The 17,345-nt window shown below is 61.4% G+C and carries 12 protein-coding genes and 2 pseudogenes; 3 read left to right on the top strand and 11 right to left on the bottom strand.

The features are described 5' to 3' along the window. Window positions 1-9: 9 nt before the first annotated feature. From nuoH to ACF8RA_RS12575, 11 genes and pseudogenes are all read right to left on the bottom strand, one after another. Complete coding sequence (gene nuoH, locus ACF8RA_RS12525) at window positions 10-1,017, bottom strand: NADH-quinone oxidoreductase subunit NuoH (protein ID WP_051098956.1); 1,008 nt, start codon at window positions 1,015-1,017, stop codon at window positions 10-12. After that, complete coding sequence (gene nuoG, locus ACF8RA_RS12530) at window positions 1,014-3,728, bottom strand: NADH-quinone oxidoreductase subunit NuoG (RefSeq protein ID WP_392519211.1); 2,715 nt, start codon at window positions 3,726-3,728, stop codon at window positions 1,014-1,016. The genes nuoH and nuoG overlap by 4 nt, the downstream gene beginning before the upstream one ends. A gap of 132 nt (window positions 3,729-3,860) precedes the next feature. Further along, entirely contained in the window at window positions 3,861-5,222 is a 1,362-nt protein-coding gene (nuoF, locus tag ACF8RA_RS12535) for an NADH-quinone oxidoreductase subunit NuoF (RefSeq protein ID WP_020192000.1), read from the bottom strand. Next, entirely contained in the window at window positions 5,219-5,716 is a 498-nt protein-coding gene (gene nuoE / locus ACF8RA_RS12540) for an NADH-quinone oxidoreductase subunit NuoE (protein ID WP_003251433.1), read from the bottom strand. Before nuoE ends, nuoF begins: the two co-directional genes overlap by 4 nt. Window positions 5,717-5,718: 2 nt before the next feature. After that, window positions 5,719-7,500, bottom strand: a complete 1,782-nt coding sequence (gene nuoC / locus ACF8RA_RS12545) for an NADH-quinone oxidoreductase subunit C/D (RefSeq protein WP_021783221.1) — start codon at window positions 7,498-7,500, stop codon at window positions 5,719-5,721. Between the two features lie 79 nt (window positions 7,501-7,579). Next, the gene (locus ACF8RA_RS12550; protein ID WP_176682215.1) at window positions 7,580-8,257 is read right to left on the bottom strand and encodes an NADH-quinone oxidoreductase subunit B family protein; all 678 of its coding nucleotides are present in this window, start codon (window positions 8,255-8,257) and stop codon (window positions 7,580-7,582) included. A 9-nt stretch (window positions 8,258-8,266) separates the two neighbouring features. Then, a complete protein-coding gene (locus tag ACF8RA_RS12555; protein ID WP_003251427.1) occupies window positions 8,267-8,680 on the bottom strand; it encodes an NADH-quinone oxidoreductase subunit A in 414 nt (137 codons plus the stop codon). A gap of 383 nt (window positions 8,681-9,063) precedes the next feature. After that, window positions 9,064-9,321, bottom strand: a pseudogene (locus ACF8RA_RS12560) (lysoplasmalogenase family protein); the annotation flags it as partial. Window positions 9,322-9,751: 430 nt separating this feature from the next. Continuing rightward, window positions 9,752-11,023 (bottom strand): delta-60 repeat domain-containing protein, encoded by a 1,272-nt coding sequence (locus ACF8RA_RS12565; RefSeq protein WP_176682217.1) that lies wholly within the window; start codon window positions 11,021-11,023, stop codon window positions 9,752-9,754. Window positions 11,024-11,263: 240 nt separating this feature from the next. Then, window positions 11,264-12,589, bottom strand: a complete 1,326-nt coding sequence (aceA, locus tag ACF8RA_RS12570) for an isocitrate lyase (protein WP_014590317.1) — start codon at window positions 12,587-12,589, stop codon at window positions 11,264-11,266. A 490-nt stretch (window positions 12,590-13,079) separates the two neighbouring features. Beyond that, complete coding sequence (locus ACF8RA_RS12575; protein WP_392514234.1) at window positions 13,080-13,844, bottom strand: secretin N-terminal domain-containing protein; 765 nt, start codon at window positions 13,842-13,844, stop codon at window positions 13,080-13,082. A gap of 125 nt (window positions 13,845-13,969) precedes the next feature. On the opposite strand from ACF8RA_RS12575, the gene ACF8RA_RS12580 reads away from it, so the two are divergent. The 3 genes and pseudogenes from ACF8RA_RS12580 to ACF8RA_RS12590 all read left to right on the top strand — a co-directional run bounded on the left by ACF8RA_RS12580 (window position 13,970) and on the right by ACF8RA_RS12590 (window position 17,284). Beyond that, entirely contained in the window at window positions 13,970-15,145 is a 1,176-nt protein-coding gene (locus tag ACF8RA_RS12580) for a hypothetical protein (protein ID WP_209967153.1), read from the top strand. Window positions 15,146-15,291: 146 nt separating this feature from the next. Continuing rightward, window positions 15,292-15,759: pseudogene (locus ACF8RA_RS12585) on the top strand (S8 family serine peptidase); the annotation flags it as partial. An 82-nt stretch (window positions 15,760-15,841) separates the two neighbouring features. Then, window positions 15,842-17,284 carry a SulP family inorganic anion transporter gene (locus ACF8RA_RS12590; RefSeq protein WP_021783216.1) on the top strand — a complete coding sequence of 481 codons (1,443 nt, stop codon included), beginning with the start codon at window positions 15,842-15,844 and terminating at the stop codon, window positions 17,282-17,284. The last annotated feature ends 61 nt before the right edge of the window (window positions 17,285-17,345 follow it).

Raw genomic sequence — 17,345 nt, forward strand, 5'->3', positions numbered from 1 at the left:
GTCAAATCCTCACTGGGCCGCGACGGCTGGCGTGTTGTAGAGCACGATCGCAGCGGTCACCAGCAAATTGATCAGGGTCAGCGGCAGGCAGAACTTCCAGCTGAAGTCCATCACCTGGTCATAGCGTGGGCGCGGGATCGAGGCGCGCAGCAGGATGAACAGCATGATGAAGAACGCGGTCTTCAGTGCGAACCACAGGAACGACAGTTGCGGCAGGATGCCGAACGGACCGTGCCAGCCACCGAAGAACAGGGTTACCAGCAGCGCCGAGATGAGGATGATGCCGATGTACTCACCGACGAAGAACATGCCCCACTTCATGCCGGCATACTCGATGTGGTAGCCGTCGGCCAGTTCCTGTTCTGCTTCCGGCTGGTCGAACGGGTGACGGTGAGTCACGGCGACGCCAGCGATGAAGAAGGTGCAGAAGCCGAAGAACTGCGGAATGATGAACCACAGGTTCTGCGCCTGGTACTCAACGATGTCGCGCATGTTGAACGAGCCCACCTGCACCACCACGCCCATCAGCGCCAGGCCCAGGAACACTTCGTACGACACGGTCTGTGCCGAAGCACGCAAGCTGCCCAGCAGGGCGTACTTGTTGTTCGACGACCAGCCGGCGAACAACACCGCGTAGACCGACAGACCGGCCATGGCGAAGAAGAACAGCAGGCCGATGTTCAGGTCGGCAACGCCCCAGGTCGGGGTGATCGGGATGACCACAAAGGCGATCAGCAGGGCGCTCATGGCCACTACCGGTGCCAGGGTGAAGATCATGCGGTCGACGAAGGGCGGGTTCCAGTCTTCCTTGAAGAACATCTTCAGCATGTCGGCAGCGATCTGGAACATGCCGAACGGGCCGACGCGGTTCGGACCGTAACGGTCCTGCCACCAGCCCAGCAGGCGCCGCTCGACGAAGCTGAGCAGCGCGCCGCAGACCACCACCGCCAGCAGGACCACGATGGCCCGCAGCACGGTCAGGATCACATCGATCACTTCGGGGGTGAACCAGCTCATTGTGCTGCCTCCTGCAGACCTTCGACGGATGCACCGAAGATGGCAGGCGGAATGCCAGCCAGGCCTTTCGGCAACGCGACCAGGCCAGCGCCCAGCTCTTCATTGATACGCAGCGGCAGGCGCAGGGCCACACCGGCAACGTTCAGGCTCAGCAGGGCGCCTTCGTTGACGCCCAGGCGGTCGGCTTCGGACTTGGCCAGGGCCACGTAGGCAGCCGGGATGCGCTCTTGAACCGGAGCGGCGCGCGAGGAGCTTTCTTCGCTGCCGAACAGGTGGAAGAACGGCACGGCAGTCCAGGTGCCACGGGCCGGGTTGAAGGCCCCCGGAATGGTGTTGAACCAGTTCAGGCGGTCGCCTTGCGACTCGATCAGGCGTACGCCTGGATCACCGGCACGCAGGTGGCCACCGACCTCGTCCTGGAACTTGTTCCAGGCTTGTGGGGAGTTCCAGCCCGGCGACCAGGCGAACGGCACCTGCTGGCGCGGTTCGGCCGAACCGGAGTAGCCTTCCATGGAGAAGGCGAACGCGGTGTCCTTGTCTTGCGGCGTGCGCGGCTCGTGCACACTGATGTTGGCGCGCATGGCAGTACGGCCGGAGTAACGCAGCGGCTCTCGTGCCAGTTTCATGCCCTTGATGCGGAACGCGGCGCTTGGCGCGGCGTTGACGATGCCGGCCAGTTGCGGGGCGGCTTCGGCGCAGGCGCTGGTGACATGGTCCAGCTGGGTCCAGTCAACCGGCTTGTTCAGCAAGGTGGCACGCAGGGCGTGCATCCAGCGCCAGCCTTCGTGGATCTGGATGCTGCTGTCCAGGTACTGCGGGTCGAACACCTGGAAGAAGCGCTGGGCACGGCCTTCCTGGCTGACCAGGGTGCCGTCGCCCTCGGCGAACGAGGCAGCCGGCAGCACCAGGTGGGCGCGGTCGACGGTGGCAGTTTTGGAGTGGTCGGCAACGATCACCACCTTGGCTGCAGCCAGGGCTGCGTCGACCTTGGCGGCCGGTACGCGGGCGTAGAGGTCGTTTTCCAGCACGACGATGGCGTCGGCTTTGCCGCTGATGACCGCGTCCAGGGCGGCATCGACCGACTCGCCACCGAGCATGGCCAGGCCGAGGCTGTTGGCCTCAGGCACCACCAGGCTCAGCGAGCCGTTCTTCTCGCGCAGCTTCAGGGCCTTGGCGATGTTGGCAGCGGCTTCGATCAGCGCCGGGTCGGCCAGCGAAGTACCGGCTACGACCAGTGGGCGCTTGGCGGCGACCAGGGCGTCGGCGATACGCTGGGCCAGGGCCTTGGCTTCGGCGTCCAGGCCTTCGACGGCAGGGGCGCTTGGGTCGATGGCGTGGGCCACGGCGAAACCGATGCGGGCCAGGTCGGCCGGGGCGGCGTGCACGCACTCTTCGGCGACGTCGTCCAGCTTGGTTTCAGCCAGGGACGCGATGAACAGCGGGTACAGCGCGTGCTGGCCAATGTTCTTAACGGCAGCGTCAAGCCACGGCTGCACTTTCATGGCTTCGGCCATGGCCTCGGCCTTGCCTTTGGTGGCCTGGCGCACGGCCAGGGCAACGCGGGCAGCGGTTTGGGTCAGGTCTTCACCGAGCACGAACACGGCGTCGTGGTCTTCGATGTCGCGCAGGGTCGGCACGGGCAGCGGGCTGTTGTTAAGCACGTTCAGCGCCAGGCGCACGCAGGCCAGCTCGCCGGCTTCCATGCCCGAGTAGAAGTGTTCGGTGCCGACCAGTTCACGCAACCCGTAGTTGCTTTCGAGGCTGGCGCGTGGCGAGCCGATACCGACGATGGTACGGCCGCGCAGCAGGTCGGCGGCCTTGTCCAGGGCGGCGTCCAGGCCCAGCTTGGTGCCGTCGGCCAGTTGTGGCTGGCGTGGGCGGTCCTTGCGGTTGACGTAGCCGTAGCCGAAGCGGCCGCGGTCGCACAGGAAGTACTGGTTGACCGAACCGTTGAAGCGGTTTTCGATACGGCGCAGTTCGCCGTAGCGCTCACCCGGGCTGATGTTGCAACCGCTGGAGCAGCCGTGGCAGATGCTTGGGGCGAACTGCATGTCCCACTTGCGGTTGTAGCGCTCGGAGTGGGTCTTGTCGGTGAATACGCCGGTCGGGCAGACCTCGGTCAGGTTGCCGGAGAACTCGCTTTCCAGCACGCCGTCTTCGACGCGGCCGAAGTACACGTTGTCGTGGGCGCCGTATACGCCCAGGTCGGTACCACCGGCGTAGTCCTTGTAGTAGCGCACGCAGCGGTAGCAGGCGATGCAGCGGTTCATCTCATGGGCGATGAACGGGCCGAGGTCCTGGTTCTGGTGGGTACGCTTGGTGAAACGGTAGCGGCGCTCGTTGTGGCCGGTCATTACCGTCATGTCCTGCAGGTGGCAGTGACCGCCTTCCTCGCACACCGGGCAGTCGTGCGGGTGGTTGGTCATCAGCCATTCGACGACGCTGGCGCGGAACGCCTTCGACTCTTCGTCGTCGATGGAGATCCAGGTGCCGTCGGAAGCAGGAGTCATGCAGGACATGACGATACGACCACGGGTGTCGTTCTCGTCGGTGTACTGCTTGACTGCGCACTGCCGGCAGGCACCAACGCTACCAAGCGCCGGGTGCCAGCAGAAATAAGGGATGTCGAGGCCGAGCGACAGACATGCCTGTAACAGGTTGTCTGCACCGTTGACTTCGAGCGCTTTGCCGTCTACGTGGATAGTGGCCATTGTTCAAAGTTCTTCGTTGGCCCGCGTGAGCGGGCGTGGCTAATGGAAATCGGTGAGCTTGCGACACGCCTCGATTGCTCGGGCCTGCCGGCAAGCTGGCGAGTGGCACGGACCACCCGCCTAATCATCTTGTTATGCGCCGACCACGATCGGCTTCGCCAGGTCGGGGCGCAGGGTTGCAGCGCTTTCTGGCGCCACACCGGCCTCGAACTCCGAGCGGAAGTATTTGATGGCACTGCCCAGCGGCTCGACGGCACCTGGTGCGTGAGCACAGAAGGTGCGGCCTGGGCCAAGGAAGTTGACCAGCCCCAGCAGGGTCTCGATGTCTTCGGCGCGGCCCTGGCCTCTTTCCAGTGCACGCAGCATCTTCACGCTCCACGGCAGGCCGTCACGGCATGGGGTGCACCAGCCACACGATTCGCGGGCGAAGAACTCTTCCATGTTGCGCAGCAGCGACACCATGTTGATGCTGTCGTCGACCGCCATGGCCAGGCCAGTACCCATACGGGTGCCGACCTTGGCGATGCCACCGGCGTACATTTGTGCATCGAGGTGCTCGGGCAGCAGGAAGCCGGTGCCGGCGCCGCCTGGCTGCCAGCACTTGAGCTTGAAGCCATCGCGCATGCCGCCGGCGTAGTCTTCGAACAATTCGCGCGCGGTAACGCCGAATGGCAGTTCCCACAGGCCTGGGTTCTTCACCTTGCCGGAGAAGCCCATCAGCTTGGTGCCATGGTCTTCGCTGCCTTCGCGGGCCAGCGACTTGTACCAGTCGTTGCCGTTGGCGACGATGGCCGGCACGTTGCACAGGGTTTCGACGTTGTTCACGCACGTCGGCTTGCCCCACACGCCAACGGCGGCAGGGAAGGGCGGCTTGGAGCGCGGGTTGGCGCGGCGGCCTTCCAGCGAGTTGATCAGCGCGGTTTCTTCACCGCAGATGTAGCGGCCGGCACCGGTGTGCACGAACAGCTCGAAATCGAAACCGCTGCCCAGAATGTTCTTGCCCAGCAGGCCGGCGGCCTTGGCTTCATCGATGGCGCGGTTGAGGTTCTTCGCTGCGGTGGTGTATTCGCCACGCAGGAAGATGTAGCCGCGGTAGGCCTTGAGGGCGCGGGCGCTGATCAGCATGCCCTCGACCAGCAGATGGGGCTGTTGCTCCATCAGCATGCGGTCCTTCCAGGTGTTCGGCTCCATTTCGTCCGCGTTGCACAGCAGGTAGCGGATGTTCATGGATTCGTCTTTGGGCATCAGGCCCCACTTCACGCCAGTGGGGAAGCCTGCACCGCCACGGCCCTTGAGGCCGGAGTCCTTGACGCTTTGCACGATGTCGTCGGCGGACATCTGTGCCAGCGCCTTGCGGGCTGCGGCGTAGCCGTTCTTCGATTCGTACTCGGCCAGCCAGACCGGCTCGCCGTCGTCACGCAGGCGCCAGGTCAGCGGGTGGGTTTCGGCCGAGCGCGCGATGCGGTTGGCCGGGCCGAAGGAAGTAATGGTCATACGTAACCCTCCAGCAGTTTGGAAACGCCAGCCGGCTGCACGTCACCGAAGGTGTCGTCGTCGATCATCAGCGCCGGGGCCTTGTCGCAGTTGCCCAGGCAGCACACAGGCAACAGGGTGAAACGGCCGTCGGCGGTGGTCTGGCCGAGGCCGATGCCCAGCTCGCTCTGAATCTGGCTGACCACCGACTCATGGCCGCCGATGTAGCAGACCATGCTGTCGCACACGCGGATGATGTGGCGGCCGACCGGTTGGCGGAAGATCTGGCTGTAGAAGGTGGCGACACCCTCGACGTCGCTGGCCGGAATGCCCAGCACTTCGCCGATGGCGTGGATGGCGCCGTCCGGCACCCAGCCACGCTCCTTCTGGACGATCTTCAAGGCTTCGATGGACGCCGCGCGCGGGTCCTCGTAGTGATGCATTTCGTGCTCGATGGCCGAGCGCTCGGTTTCGCTCAGGGCGAAACGGTCTGTCTGGATAAGCGTGCTGTTCATGCTTAGCGGTCCACGTCAGCCATAACGAAGTCGATACTGCCCAGATACGCAATGAGGTCGGCGACCATGCTGCCTTTGATCACCGAAGGGATCTGCTGCAGGTGCGGGTAGCTCGGGGTACGGATCCGGGTGCGGTAGCTCATGGTGCCGCCATCGCTCGTCAGGTAGTAACTGTTGATGCCCTTGGTCGCCTCGATCATCTGGAACGACTCGTTGGCCGGCATGACCGGGCCCCACGAGACTTGCAGGAAGTGCGTGATCAGGGTCTCGATGTGCTGCAGCGTGCGCTCTTTCGGCGGCGGCGTGGTCAGCGGGTGATCCGCCTTGTACGGGCCTTCCGGCATGTTGCGCAGGCACTGGTCGATGATGCGGATACTCTGGCGCATCTCCTCGACACGTACCATGCAGCGATCGTAGGCATCGCCGTTGTGGGCCAGCGGTACTTCGAACTCGAAGTTCTCGTAGCCGGAGTAAGGGCGGGCTTTACGCAGGTCGAAGTTGCAACCGGTAGCGCGCAGGCCGGCACCGGTGGTGCCCCATTCCAGCGCTTCCTTGGTGTTGTACGCGGCAACGCCGATGGTACGACCCTTGAGGATGCTGTTTTGCAGGGCGGCCTTGGTGTATTCGTCGAGACGCTTGGGCAGCCACTCGACAAAGTCCTTGACCAGCTTGTCCCAGCCGCGTGGCAGGTCGTGGGCGACGCCACCGATGCGATACCAGGCAGGGTGCAGGCGGAAACCGGTGATCGCTTCGATCACGGTGTAGGCGCGCTGGCGGTCGGTGAAGGTGAAGAACACCGGTGTCATGGCGCCGACGTCCTGGATGTAGGTGCCCAGGAACAGCAGGTGGCTGGTGATGCGGAAGAACTCGGCCAGCATGATGCGAATCACGTCGACCTTCTGCGGCACCTGGATGCCCGCCAGCTTCTCGACCGCAAGCACGTACGGCAGGTTGTTCATCACCCCGCCGAGGTAATCGATACGGTCGGTATAGGGGATGAAGCTGTGCCAGGACTGGCGCTCGGCCATTTTCTCGGCGCCACGGTGGTGGTAGCCGATGTCCGGTACGCAGTCGACGATCTCTTCCCCGTCCAGCTGCAGGACGATACGGAACGCACCGTGCGCCGAAGGGTGGTTGGGGCCGAGGTTGAGGAACATGTAGTCCTCGTTGGCACCCTGACGCTTCATGCCCCAGGCTTCCGGGTTGAAGCGTGCCGACTCCTCTTCAAGCTGCTGCTTGGCCAGGGTCAGGCTGTAGGGGTCGAACTCGGTCGCACGGGCAGGGTAGTCCTTGCGCAGCGGGTGACCTTCCCAGGTCGGCGGCATCATGATGCGGCTGAGGTGCGGGTGGCCGGCAAAGTCGATGCCGAACATGTCCCAGACTTCGCGCTCGTACCAGTTGGCGTTTGGCCAGATGCCCGTCACGGTCGGCAGGTTCAGGTCGCCTTCGCTGAGCGACACCTTGATCATCACGTCGCTGTTACGCTCGATCGACAACAGGTGGTAGAACACGCTGAAATCGGCGGCTGGCAGGCCACGGCGCTGGGTGCGCAGGCGCTCGTCGACGCCATGCAGGTCGTACAGCATGCTGTAAGGCTTGGCGACGCCGCGCAGGAAGCTGAGCACCTCTTTGAGCTGGGCGCGTTTTACCCACAACACGGGCATACCGGTGCGGGTTTCCTGGGCGACGAATGCTTCGGCGCCAAAACGGTTGTTCAGTTCGACGACCACATCCTGGTCGTCAGCCTTGTAGGGCGGAATAAAAATAGCGTTGTCCGCTGTCATGGTCTCGGTCGCTTTGGGTCAACGTTAAGAATGAAGCCAGGCCGCCGGCTCCTTCGGGAGCGGGCGGCAGGTCGCTGGATCAGACTTCGTCGGGGCTGCGCAGGTTGGTTACTGCAATGCGCTGCTCACGACGCAGGTCTTTCTGGGCTGGCATCTCGGCACGGTAAATACCTTGATCACCAACAACCCAGGAAAGCGGGCGTCGTTCTTGGCCGATCGACTCCTGCAGCAGCATCAAGCCTTGCAGGAAAGCCTCAGGGCGTGGCGGGCAGCCAGGCACATAGACGTCCACGGGGAGGAACTTGTCGACCCCCTGAACGACCGAGTAGATGTCGTACATACCACCGGAGTTGGCGCACGAACCCATGGAAATGACCCATTTCGGTTCGAGCATCTGCTCGTACAGGCGCTGGATGATCGGCGCCATTTTCACGAAACAGGTACCGGCAATGACCATGAAGTCGGCCTGCCGCGGCGAGGCCCGGATGACTTCGGCGCCGAAGCGGGCGATGTCGTGGGGTGCCGTGAAGGCCGTGGTCATTTCCACGTAGCAGCAGGACAGGCCGAAGTTGTACGGCCAGAGGGAGTTCTTGCGACCCCAGTTGACCGCACCACTCAGCACATCTTCAAGTTTACCCATGAAGATGTTCTTGTGGACCTGGTCCTCAAGCAGTTGATCGGTGACGGTTTCCCGTTCACCGACCGGGTACTGCTCGTTGGGCGCATCCGGATCGATTCTGGTGAGATTGTATTGCATGCCAAAGCCTCATTGTTTCAGCTTCGCTTGCCGCTTGCGGCGACCTTCGGGAGCCCAATCAAGTGCCCCGACGCGCCATAGGTAGACAAGACCTGCCAACAGAATTGCTATGAAAACGAGTGCTTCGACGAATCCGGTCCAGCCGCTTTCGCGGACGGACACAGACCATGCAAAGAGAAAGAGGGCTTCGATATCGAAGATCACGAACAGCATCGCGACCAGATAGAATTTGGCGGACAGGCGCAGGCGAGCGCTGCCGACGGGCAGCATGCCGGATTCGAAGGGTTCGTTCTTGGCGCGGCCCCAGGCCTTGCTACCGAGCAGGCTGGACAGGCCGAGCATGAAGGCGCACAGGCCGACGACACCCAGGAGGAAGATGGCAAAGCCCCAGTTGTGGGCGATGAGTCCTGCCGAATCGGACATGCTAGAGATCCTTATACAGAGACCCAGCTCTGCAGTCTGAAATAAGTGTAGAGCGGCGACTTGGCGTCGCACATGCAGTGACCAAATGTCGCAGCCGAATCAATCCCGCTGATTTTATGGGTAAACCTGGTGCAAGTAAAATTTCTGTCGCAAATTTATTCGTAGGATTAAGTACAAAAAACCTTCGTAACTGGCTGAGAGCCTTGAAATTCGGGCATTACGCGCGGTTTTGTCAATTATGTTTCTTGCGGACGGTAACGAATTGCAAGTTTCGTAATGATAATTAATATCATTTGGCTTGCTGCCTTTGAATTTGCCTGTTCTGTGCCTTGTAAAGTTCATCTGGCGACTCCCCCTACTTGCAAATGCAAAAAACGCTTGTTCTAGCAGCTCTCGATACTGCGCGCACCGCTCTGGGTCAATACTTTATCGGTGGAGCGATGACCGACTGATGAAGCGATGGCCCATTGGTCTAGCCAGCAAGCGAGGATGATCAGGTGCAGTGCGGCGGCGAACGGGCTGGCGATGCGTTCGATGCCGATCAGGCTGTCCGAGCTCACGAGCAGGCCGGCACCGAGCACCGCCAAACCGTTGCAGGCCAAGGCGCGCCAGAGCGTGGTGTTGATGGCCGGGGCGTATATATAGAGAGCGGCGGCAGCCAGGGCGAGAATCATCAGGTCGCTTGGCAGAGGTCCTTGCTGCTGCGCTGCCTCAAGCATAGACCTGATCCTGGGTTTTGCTGGTCATGCCTTTGGATTGTAGGGGGGGCATAGGTTTGGCGACAGGTATGCGGCGCCTGCGGGAGAGCGCCGCTCGCGCGGCACCGCAAACCTTGTGACAGGCACCATGTCGCCCAGACGCATTCGGATGCAGAACACCTGAAGCGTCAAGCTGATTAGTGTGAGACAAGGGCCGGGCAAGGTAGCCGAGAAATTTCAGGGGATTGGGCAATGGGTAGCCCCCCAAAAAAACAAAGGCCCAGTGCTTTCACAAGCACCAGGCCTTTGTTCTACAGCAACCCACTAGCAGTGGAACTGTTCTTCCTTGTCGCCGATCGGCCCCGCTTTTGTTTCAGGCGCCGAGGCGTACCACGTAGAGGCCGTTTTTGGTATCTGTCGGAAGCTTGAGATTGCAGGCGACAAGCGGTTGACCATTGCGTTGGCAGCGGATCCATGAGGCCATCCCGCGCTCTCCGACGAAGGCCCAGCCACTGGCGCCATAATCATGATCAGGTTTGCCGTCGCTGTTGAAGCGCAGAGTGACAAAATGGCCCTCTGGCTTTGCATTTTCATAAAGCACGGTCAGGTAAATTTTCTCGGCGTTGCCGGATCTTGCGTCAAAGGACAGATCTAACGCGGAGGCCATTACCGATGGGGTCTTTTCGACAATGACGGGTCTCCCTTCATTGAAACCGTTGTTCAGCGTGCCGTCGCTGTTAAACGACATGAGCGCGGTACCCTCATCGTAAGTGTTGATGTCGGTGCGGCACGCCAGCACGAAGTGATGATTGGAGGTTGACTGCTTGAGCAGCACAGGAAGCAGCGTGTGGCCTGGCGTATGCAGGTGCAGATAACCGCCGTCGGCAAATGTCCTGTCGATCTTGGCGTGCTCATCGAGGCGGGTCACGATGACGTGGTTCTTGAAGTCTTCAGTAGGTAAGGGCGCGTACGCCGCATAAATACCATGTTCATTCAGTGCCAGTGCCCCCAGCAGTACTGGGTCGTTGCCGTGCGCAGCGCGCCAGTAGCCTGTGCCATTGAAGTCGGTAGCCAGGTCCCCTTTCAGCGTGATTGCAACAATGTGGTCGCGCGAGCGGAAGTAGAGCACTCCGTTCCGTATGCCCGCGCCGTCGTTGTCGTGGGAAGACGAACTGCTGTCCTTGGTGGGCGATGCCAAATCGGTCGGCCAGGCATTGGTTGTGGAGCTGACCGAAGGATAAATCCGATAGGGCTTCCCGTCCTCGCCAAAACTGGTGTCGGGCTTTCCATTGGCGTGCAAGCGAACGACGATGGGGTGATATGAATTCGGGGCGTAGTTGTAGTCGCCTACCACAAATATTTGCCCAGCTTCATCCGTAATGATCTCAGACAGAAAGACCCGCAGGGCACCTTCATATTCGATCGTTGTGACACCTTGCGAACCGAATTCGGGGTCAAGCGTACCGTCAGGCTCAAGGCATAGCAGCTTCAGGGCTGTCGCGTTTCGGGGCGCCGAGGAAATAAGTGTTTTTTGAGTTGATTCGATTATCGCAATCGGGCCGAGATGGTCGTACTTTGGGTGCGAAAAACGGCCTTGCGACGCATACGCTGGGTCCAGCTCGCCAGCGTTGAGGATGGTTGGCATGATGCGACTCCTGTTTGGGGGAGTCGCTAGCCTCTCAGAAGGTGTGGGACTGAAAAACTGGCAATAATACTAGGCTCTGCATGAGAAGAGCCCATTAGCCCTGGCTGTTTTCCGTGGTCTTTGCGGAGAAAGCATGGCCCTGATCATGGATTTCGCTATGGCTTGTATCGACAAGCATTGGCAAAACAAAAGCCCGGAGCTTTCTCAAGCTCCGGGCCTTTGTTCAAAGGCAACCCACTATCAGTGGAACTGCTCTTCTTCGGTCGAACCGGTCAGTGCAGTCACCGACGAAGCGCCACCCTGGATCACGGTGGTCATGTCGTCGAAGTAGCCAGTGCCCACTTCCTGCTGGTGCGCCACGAAGGTGTAGCCCTTGCTGGCGTCAGCGAATTCCTGCTCCTGCAGCTTCACGTAGGCGGTCATGTCGTTGCGGGCGTAGTCGTGCGCCAGGTTGAACATGCCGTGCCACATGTTGTGGATGCCGGCCAGGGTGATGAACTGATGCTTGTAACCCATGGCCGACAGTTCGCGCTGGAACTTGGCGATGGTGGCGTCGTCCAGGTTTTTCTTCCAGTTGAAGGAAGGCGAGCAGTTGTAGGACAGGATCTGGTCCGGGTACTCCTTCTTGATCGCCTCGGCGAAGCGGCGGGCTTCGTCCAGGTCCGGCTTGGCAGTTTCACACCAGATCAGGTCGGCGTACGGGGCGTAGGCCAGGCCGCGGGCAATGGCCTGGTCGAGGCCGGCGCGGACCTTGTAGAAGCCTTCACGGGTGCGCTCGCCAATCACGAACGGCTGGTCGTACGGGTCGCAGTCGCTGGTCAGCAGGTCGGCGGCGTTGGCGTCGGTACGGGCCAGGATGATGGTCGGTACGCCCGATACGTCAGCGGCCAGGCGAGCAGCCACCAGCTTCTGTACGGCTTCCTGGGTGGGTACCAGTACCTTGCCACCCATGTGGCCGCATTTTTTTACCGAGGCCAGTTGGTCTTCGAAGTGCACGCCGGCGGCGCCTGCTTCGATCATGTTCTTCATCAGCTCGTAGGCGTTCAGTACGCCGCCGAAACCGGCTTCGGCGTCGGCCACGATTGGCGCGAAGTAGTCGATGTAACCTTCGTCGCCCGGGTTCTTGCCGGCTTTCCACTGGATCTGGTCGGCGCGGCGGAACGCGTTGTTGATGCGTTTGACCACGGTCGGTACCGAGTCGACCGGGTACAGCGACTGGTCAGGGTACATCGACTCGGCCGAGTTGTTGTCGGCGGCAACCTGCCAGCCGGACAGGTAGATGGCCTGGATGCCGGCCTTGACCTGTTGTACAGCCTGGCCGCCAGTCAGGGCGCCCATGCAGTTGACGAAATCTTTGTCGGGGCGGAAGGACGGGTGGGCACCTTCGGTGACCAGCTTCCACAGTTTTTCTGCACCCTGACGGGCAAAGGTGTGCTCAGGTTGCACGGAGCCACGCAGGCGAACGACATCGGCGGCGGTGTAGGTACGGGTCACGCCTTTCCAGCGCGGGTTCTCGGCCCAGTCTTTCTCGAGGGCTGCAATTTGCTGTTCGCGTGTCAGTGCCATGGAAATAAACCTCGTCGCATCGATCTTGGGTTAATTGTGCTGATGCTCTGGGCAGATCAGGTGCCTGGCGGCTGTCCTGTTCGCAGGGGTGCGGCGGCGAACGAGAAGGCTCGAAGGGGAAGGTTGGGCAGGCCAGGCGAAGGTGCGCTCCGGCAGGTCGGCTCGTGGTTGCCTTGCTGCGGTGCTACGCGATTGCCAGTACTGCGGTGATGCGCTTCCGTCCCTCGGGACAACTTCTTCGTTGCAGTCGCAATCCCGTCGAACCGCCTTGTGGGCCGTATAGACACGAGGCGCCTCCTGGGGTGGAAGGAGCGCGCCCCGAAGGCCCTTGCCAGGGCCCCTGATTAGCGGGAGCGAGGCCATCATGCCCTTGGGAAAAAGACCCTGTCAAATGTTTTGTAGTGCTTTTTTGTCCTTACTACATCTTTGGTCTAATGCGACTTGGCAGTCAGTTTCAAGGCCTTTGGTCGAAGCCTTGAATTGCCTGGGATCAGTCGACAAGGTCGACTTTGACACGCAATGTCATGTTTTCACCCCGTTGGGTGCTGTACGTATGGCTTGACGCGCTGCGGTCGGCTTGGCTCTGCTGGTTGAACCCCGCCAGGGTGATCCACTCGCCGAGCTTGCCAGTGACTGTCGTGTCGGTACTTTGTACTTTCACTACATCTGCACGTTCATGGCTGATGCGGTCATTATTGCTGCTTATTTGCAGACGAACCGTTTCGCCGCTCAGGCTCGGGGTTACGTAGAAGCCTTGGGTCACGTTGCGGTATTCGGTGTTGCTCTGAATGCGCCCATAGCCGTCTGTGCTGGTGCTGGTAATGGGGATGCTCTGGCCCACCTGGATCAGTGCCGGTTGCCCTTCGCTGGCTTGTACCTGCTGTATCCCGCCATCGCGGTTGCGGGTGCCGTAGTGAATGACGCGTGCGTTGCCGCGGTTGTCCTGGAAATTGCTATCGTTGTTGTCGACGCTGATCAGCAGGCGCTTGGGCGCGGTATCCAGTTGTTGCAACAGGGCGCGCAGGTCGTCGATGCGCTCGGGGCTGGCGTTGACGATCAGTTTGTTCTCGAAGGCGCTGATCGTGCCGTCCTTGCCGATGAAGGCCTGCAGGGCGGGCAGCAGTTCGGCGCTGCTGCGATGCTGAAGTGGCACCACCTCGGTGGCGGCATGGGTGGTGAGGCTGGCAACCAGCAACAGGGAGGCGAAAAGGGGGCGTAGCGGCATGTCCATGATCTCCGCAGGTGGAACCAACATGATGGCAAATTTGCTGACTTTTTGCCGGATCCGGATCACGCCGGCGCGGTTGCAGACGGTCGTATTATCCTGATTTATCTTGTAGGCTATAAATTATAGTAGGCAAGATAATTGAGGTTAATTGCATGTCTCCCGTTCGCCCGCTCCTACGCCGTAATCAGTTGGCCAACGCACTGGCCCAAGACTTGGCCGGCGAGTCGTTGGTCGATTACAGCTCGGGCATGTTCCTGGCCGCGCCCCGGCGTACGGGCAAGAGCACCTTCCTCAACAACGACTTCATACCGGAATGCGTACAGCGCGGTTGGCTACCGGTTTACGTCGACCTGTGGTCGGATCGCGACGCCGCCCCTGCGCAGCTCATCAGTGGCGCCATCGGTACTGCGCTGGCCAGATTCGAAGGTGCGCTGGCCAGGACTGCGAAAAAGGCCGGTATCGACAAGGTCAACCTGCTGCGCACCCTGAGCTGGGATTTCACCCGCCCGCAACTGCCGGCGGGTACTACCTTGGCCCAGGCGCTTGCCGTGTTGCATCAAGTGTCAGGGCAGCTGGTAGTGCTGATCATCGACGAGGCTCAGCACGCCCTTAACAGTGAAGATGGCCTCAATGCGATGTTCGCGCTGAAAGCCGCGCGTGACCACCTTAACCGTGGCGACCGTCCAGACGGCTTGCGCCTGGTGTTCACGGGCTCTAGTCGCGACAAGCTGGCCAACCTGGTACTCAAGAGCAAGCAGCCATTCTTTGGTGCCAGCATCACGCCCTTTCCGTTGCTGGGGCGTGAATATGTCGAATTCATCACCGCCCTGTGGAACCGTCGCCTGGCCGACAGTAACCAGTTCAAGGTAGAGGACCTGGCATACGCGTTCGAACTGGTCGGCCGGCGCCCGGAAATGCTCAACAAACTGTTGGCCGAAGTTAGCGTCGGCCTGGGTGAGGCGGGCAACCTGGGTGAACTGCTGCGCAATGGGGCGCTGAATCATCAAGCCGGGGTGTGGAGTGACTACGAAAGCGCTTGGAACGAACTTACGCCGTTGCAGCAGGCAGTGCTAGAGGTCATGGCCGAGCGCACGCTGGGCCGGCAGCCGTTTTCCCCGTTTACCGAGCAAACCCTGGTAGAGGTCAGCCGCAAGCTGGAGCAGGCCCAGGCGGTAGCCAACGTCAACACGGCAAACGTACAGAAGGCCCTTGATGCCCTGCGCGACAAGGAGCTGGTATGGAAAGCCAATCGTGGCGAGTACGCGTTGGAAGATACTTCCATGGCCGAATGGCTCGCCCGCGACCAGGCAGTTGCCAGCCACAGGTGAACCTTTGAGATGCCCCGTAAGTCGCACTCACAGGGAGCGTGTGGGGTGATTGCATGAACGGTGTCCTGATCTTGCTGTTATGGCTTTGCAGTCTTGGTGCACAGGCTGCAGCGGACACGCTGCGCATCAAGCAGCTGCAGCGTTGCGGTGAGCGGGTGTTGAACTGGAGCTGGGGCATTCACCGGGTCGGGGCACGCAATGTGAAGGGCGATGAGGTCGATTCGCTGGTGCGCTCCGGGCTGGCGATGAGCGGCTACGCAAGCGCCACAGTTCCAACATCGACATGCGCGTGGATGTCAGTGCTGCTGCCTGCATACGCCCAGTGTCAGCCGAGGCTGCGCATTGCGGCACGTCGTACGCAACACCCTTGGTGACTGCCACTGTGGCGACGATGCTGTCGATCAACCCGGCACTTACCCCGGAACAGGTGCGCATGCTGTTGCGGCGCAGTGCCTTGACCCTGGGCGTCGAACAGGATTTCGAAGCGATGGATGCCGAAGACCTGACGGCGCCGATCCGGCCGCCTGAACGACCCGGATCTGGGCCGTTCGGCACGCCTGGACATGCAGCGTGCGCTGGACCTGGCCGTGCAGAGCCTGGAACGTGTACGTTGAGCGGTGGCCGCTGTCCGACAAATTCCGTAACATCCCGCCCCTCGTTTTTAAATCGTCCTCCGGACTTAACCACAGGAAGCCCATGAAGCCCGCCCGACTACGCGCCGACCTGCTCGCCGGCCTCACCACCTCGTTCGCCTTGGTCCCCGAGTGCATCGCCTTTGCCCTGGTGGCCCACCTCAACCCGCTGATGGGCCTGTATGGCGCGTTCATCATTTGTACCCTGACGGCGCTGTTCGGCGGGCGGCCGGGGATGATCTCCGGCGCTGCCGGCTCGATGGCGGTGGTGATCGTCGCGCTGGTGGTGCAGCACGGCGCGCAGTATCTGCTGGCGACGGTGCTGCTGGGTGGCGTGGTCATGATCCTGTTCGGCGTGCTGCGCTTGGGCAAGCTGGTGCGCCTGGTGCCATACCCGGTCATGCTCGGCTTCGTGAACGGTCTGGCCATCGTCATCGCCATGGCTCAGCTGGAGCATTTCAAGGACGGCGAACACTGGCTCACTGGCACGCCGCTGTACCTGATGGTCGGCCTGGTGGCGCTGACCATGGCGGTGGTTTATGTGCTGCCGAAACTGACCCGCGCGGTGCCGCCGGCTCTGGTGGCGATCCTCGGTGTCGGCCTGTTGGTGTACTTGCTCGGGCTGCCTACCCGCACCTTGGGCGACATGGCGCACATCGCCGGTGGCCTGCCTGGGCTGGCCCTGCCGGATGTGCCCTGGAATCTGGAAACCCTGAAAATCATCGCTCCTTATGCGGTGCTGATGGCCATGGTCGGCCTGCTGGAAACCCTGCTCACCCTCAACCTGACCGATGAAATCACCGAGAGCCGTGGCTTCCCTGACCGCGAGTGTGTGGCACTGGGCGCTGCGAACATGGTGTCGGGCCTTTGCGGCGGCATGGGCGGCTGCGCGATGATCGGGCAGACGGTGATCAACCTCAGCTCCAATGGCCGAGGCCGGTTGTCGGGCGTAGTGGCCGGTGTGATGATTCTGCTGTTCGTGCTGTTCCTGTCGCCGCTGATCGAGCGTATTCCACTGGCGGCGCTGGTTGGTGTGATGTTCGTGGTGGCCCAGCAGACCTTTGCCTGGGCGTCGTTGCGGGTGTTGCACAAGGTGCCGGTGAATGATGTGCTGGCGATCATTGCGGTGACCGTGGTCACGGTGTTCACTGACCTGGCCATGGCGGTGCTGTTCGGTATCATCATCGCGGCGCTCAACTTTGCCTGGCAGCATGCGCGCGAGCTGTATGCCGACACCCATGAGGACGCGGGGGGCGGCAAGCGTTATCAGTTACATGGCACGCTGTTCTTCGCCTCGACCACCTCGTTCCTCAACCAGTTCGACACGGCCGGGGACCCGGCCCAGGTCACGCTGGATTGCCAGCATTTGAGCTTTGTCGATTATTCGGCGGTTGCGGCGCTGAAAACCCTGCGCGAGCGCTATGCCAAGGCGGGCAAGCATTTGCGCGTGGTGCATTTGTCGGATCGGTGCAAGAAGCTGTTGAAGCGGGCGGGCGAGCAGCACTGAAAATTGTTGGTGTCTGTGCCGGCCTCTTCGCGGGTAAACCCGCTCCTACGAGGGATCGCAT

This window comes from Pseudomonas sp. FYR_5 (assembly GCF_043106315.1).
Taxonomy (GTDB): Bacteria; Pseudomonadota; Gammaproteobacteria; order Pseudomonadales; family Pseudomonadaceae; genus Aquipseudomonas; species Aquipseudomonas putida_Y.

Bases quoted from the DNA above. Each gene is read 5' to 3' on its own strand.
- ACF8RA_RS12580 (WP_209967153.1), top strand. From the start codon at position 13,970: ATGTCTCCCGTTCGCCCGCTCCTACGCCGTAATCAGTTGGCCAACGCA.
- nuoG (WP_392519211.1), bottom strand. From the start codon at position 3,728: ATGGCCACTATCCACGTAGACGGCAAAGCGCTCGAAGTCAACGGTGCA.
- nuoF (WP_020192000.1), bottom strand. From the start codon at position 5,222: ATGACCATTACTTCCTTCGGCCCGGCCAACCGCATCGCGCGCTCGGCC.
- ACF8RA_RS12555 (WP_003251427.1), bottom strand. From the start codon at position 8,680: ATGTCCGATTCGGCAGGACTCATCGCCCACAACTGGGGCTTTGCCATC.
- ACF8RA_RS12590 (WP_021783216.1), top strand. From the start codon at position 15,842: ATGAAGCCCGCCCGACTACGCGCCGACCTGCTCGCCGGCCTCACCACC.
- ACF8RA_RS12575 (WP_392514234.1), bottom strand. From the start codon at position 13,844: ATGTTGGTTCCACCTGCGGAGATCATGGACATGCCGCTACGCCCCCTT.
- ACF8RA_RS12550 (WP_176682215.1), bottom strand. From the start codon at position 8,257: ATGCAATACAATCTCACCAGAATCGATCCGGATGCGCCCAACGAGCAG.
- nuoC (WP_021783221.1), bottom strand. From the start codon at position 7,500: ATGACAGCGGACAACGCTATTTTTATTCCGCCCTACAAGGCTGACGAC.
- aceA (WP_014590317.1), bottom strand. From the start codon at position 12,589: ATGGCACTGACACGCGAACAGCAAATTGCAGCCCTCGAGAAAGACTGG.
- nuoH (WP_051098956.1), bottom strand. From the start codon at position 1,017: ATGAGCTGGTTCACCCCCGAAGTGATCGATGTGATCCTGACCGTGCTG.
- ACF8RA_RS12565 (WP_176682217.1), bottom strand. From the start codon at position 11,023: ATGCCAACCATCCTCAACGCTGGCGAGCTGGACCCAGCGTATGCGTCG.
- nuoE (WP_003251433.1), bottom strand. From the start codon at position 5,716: ATGAACAGCACGCTTATCCAGACAGACCGTTTCGCCCTGAGCGAAACC.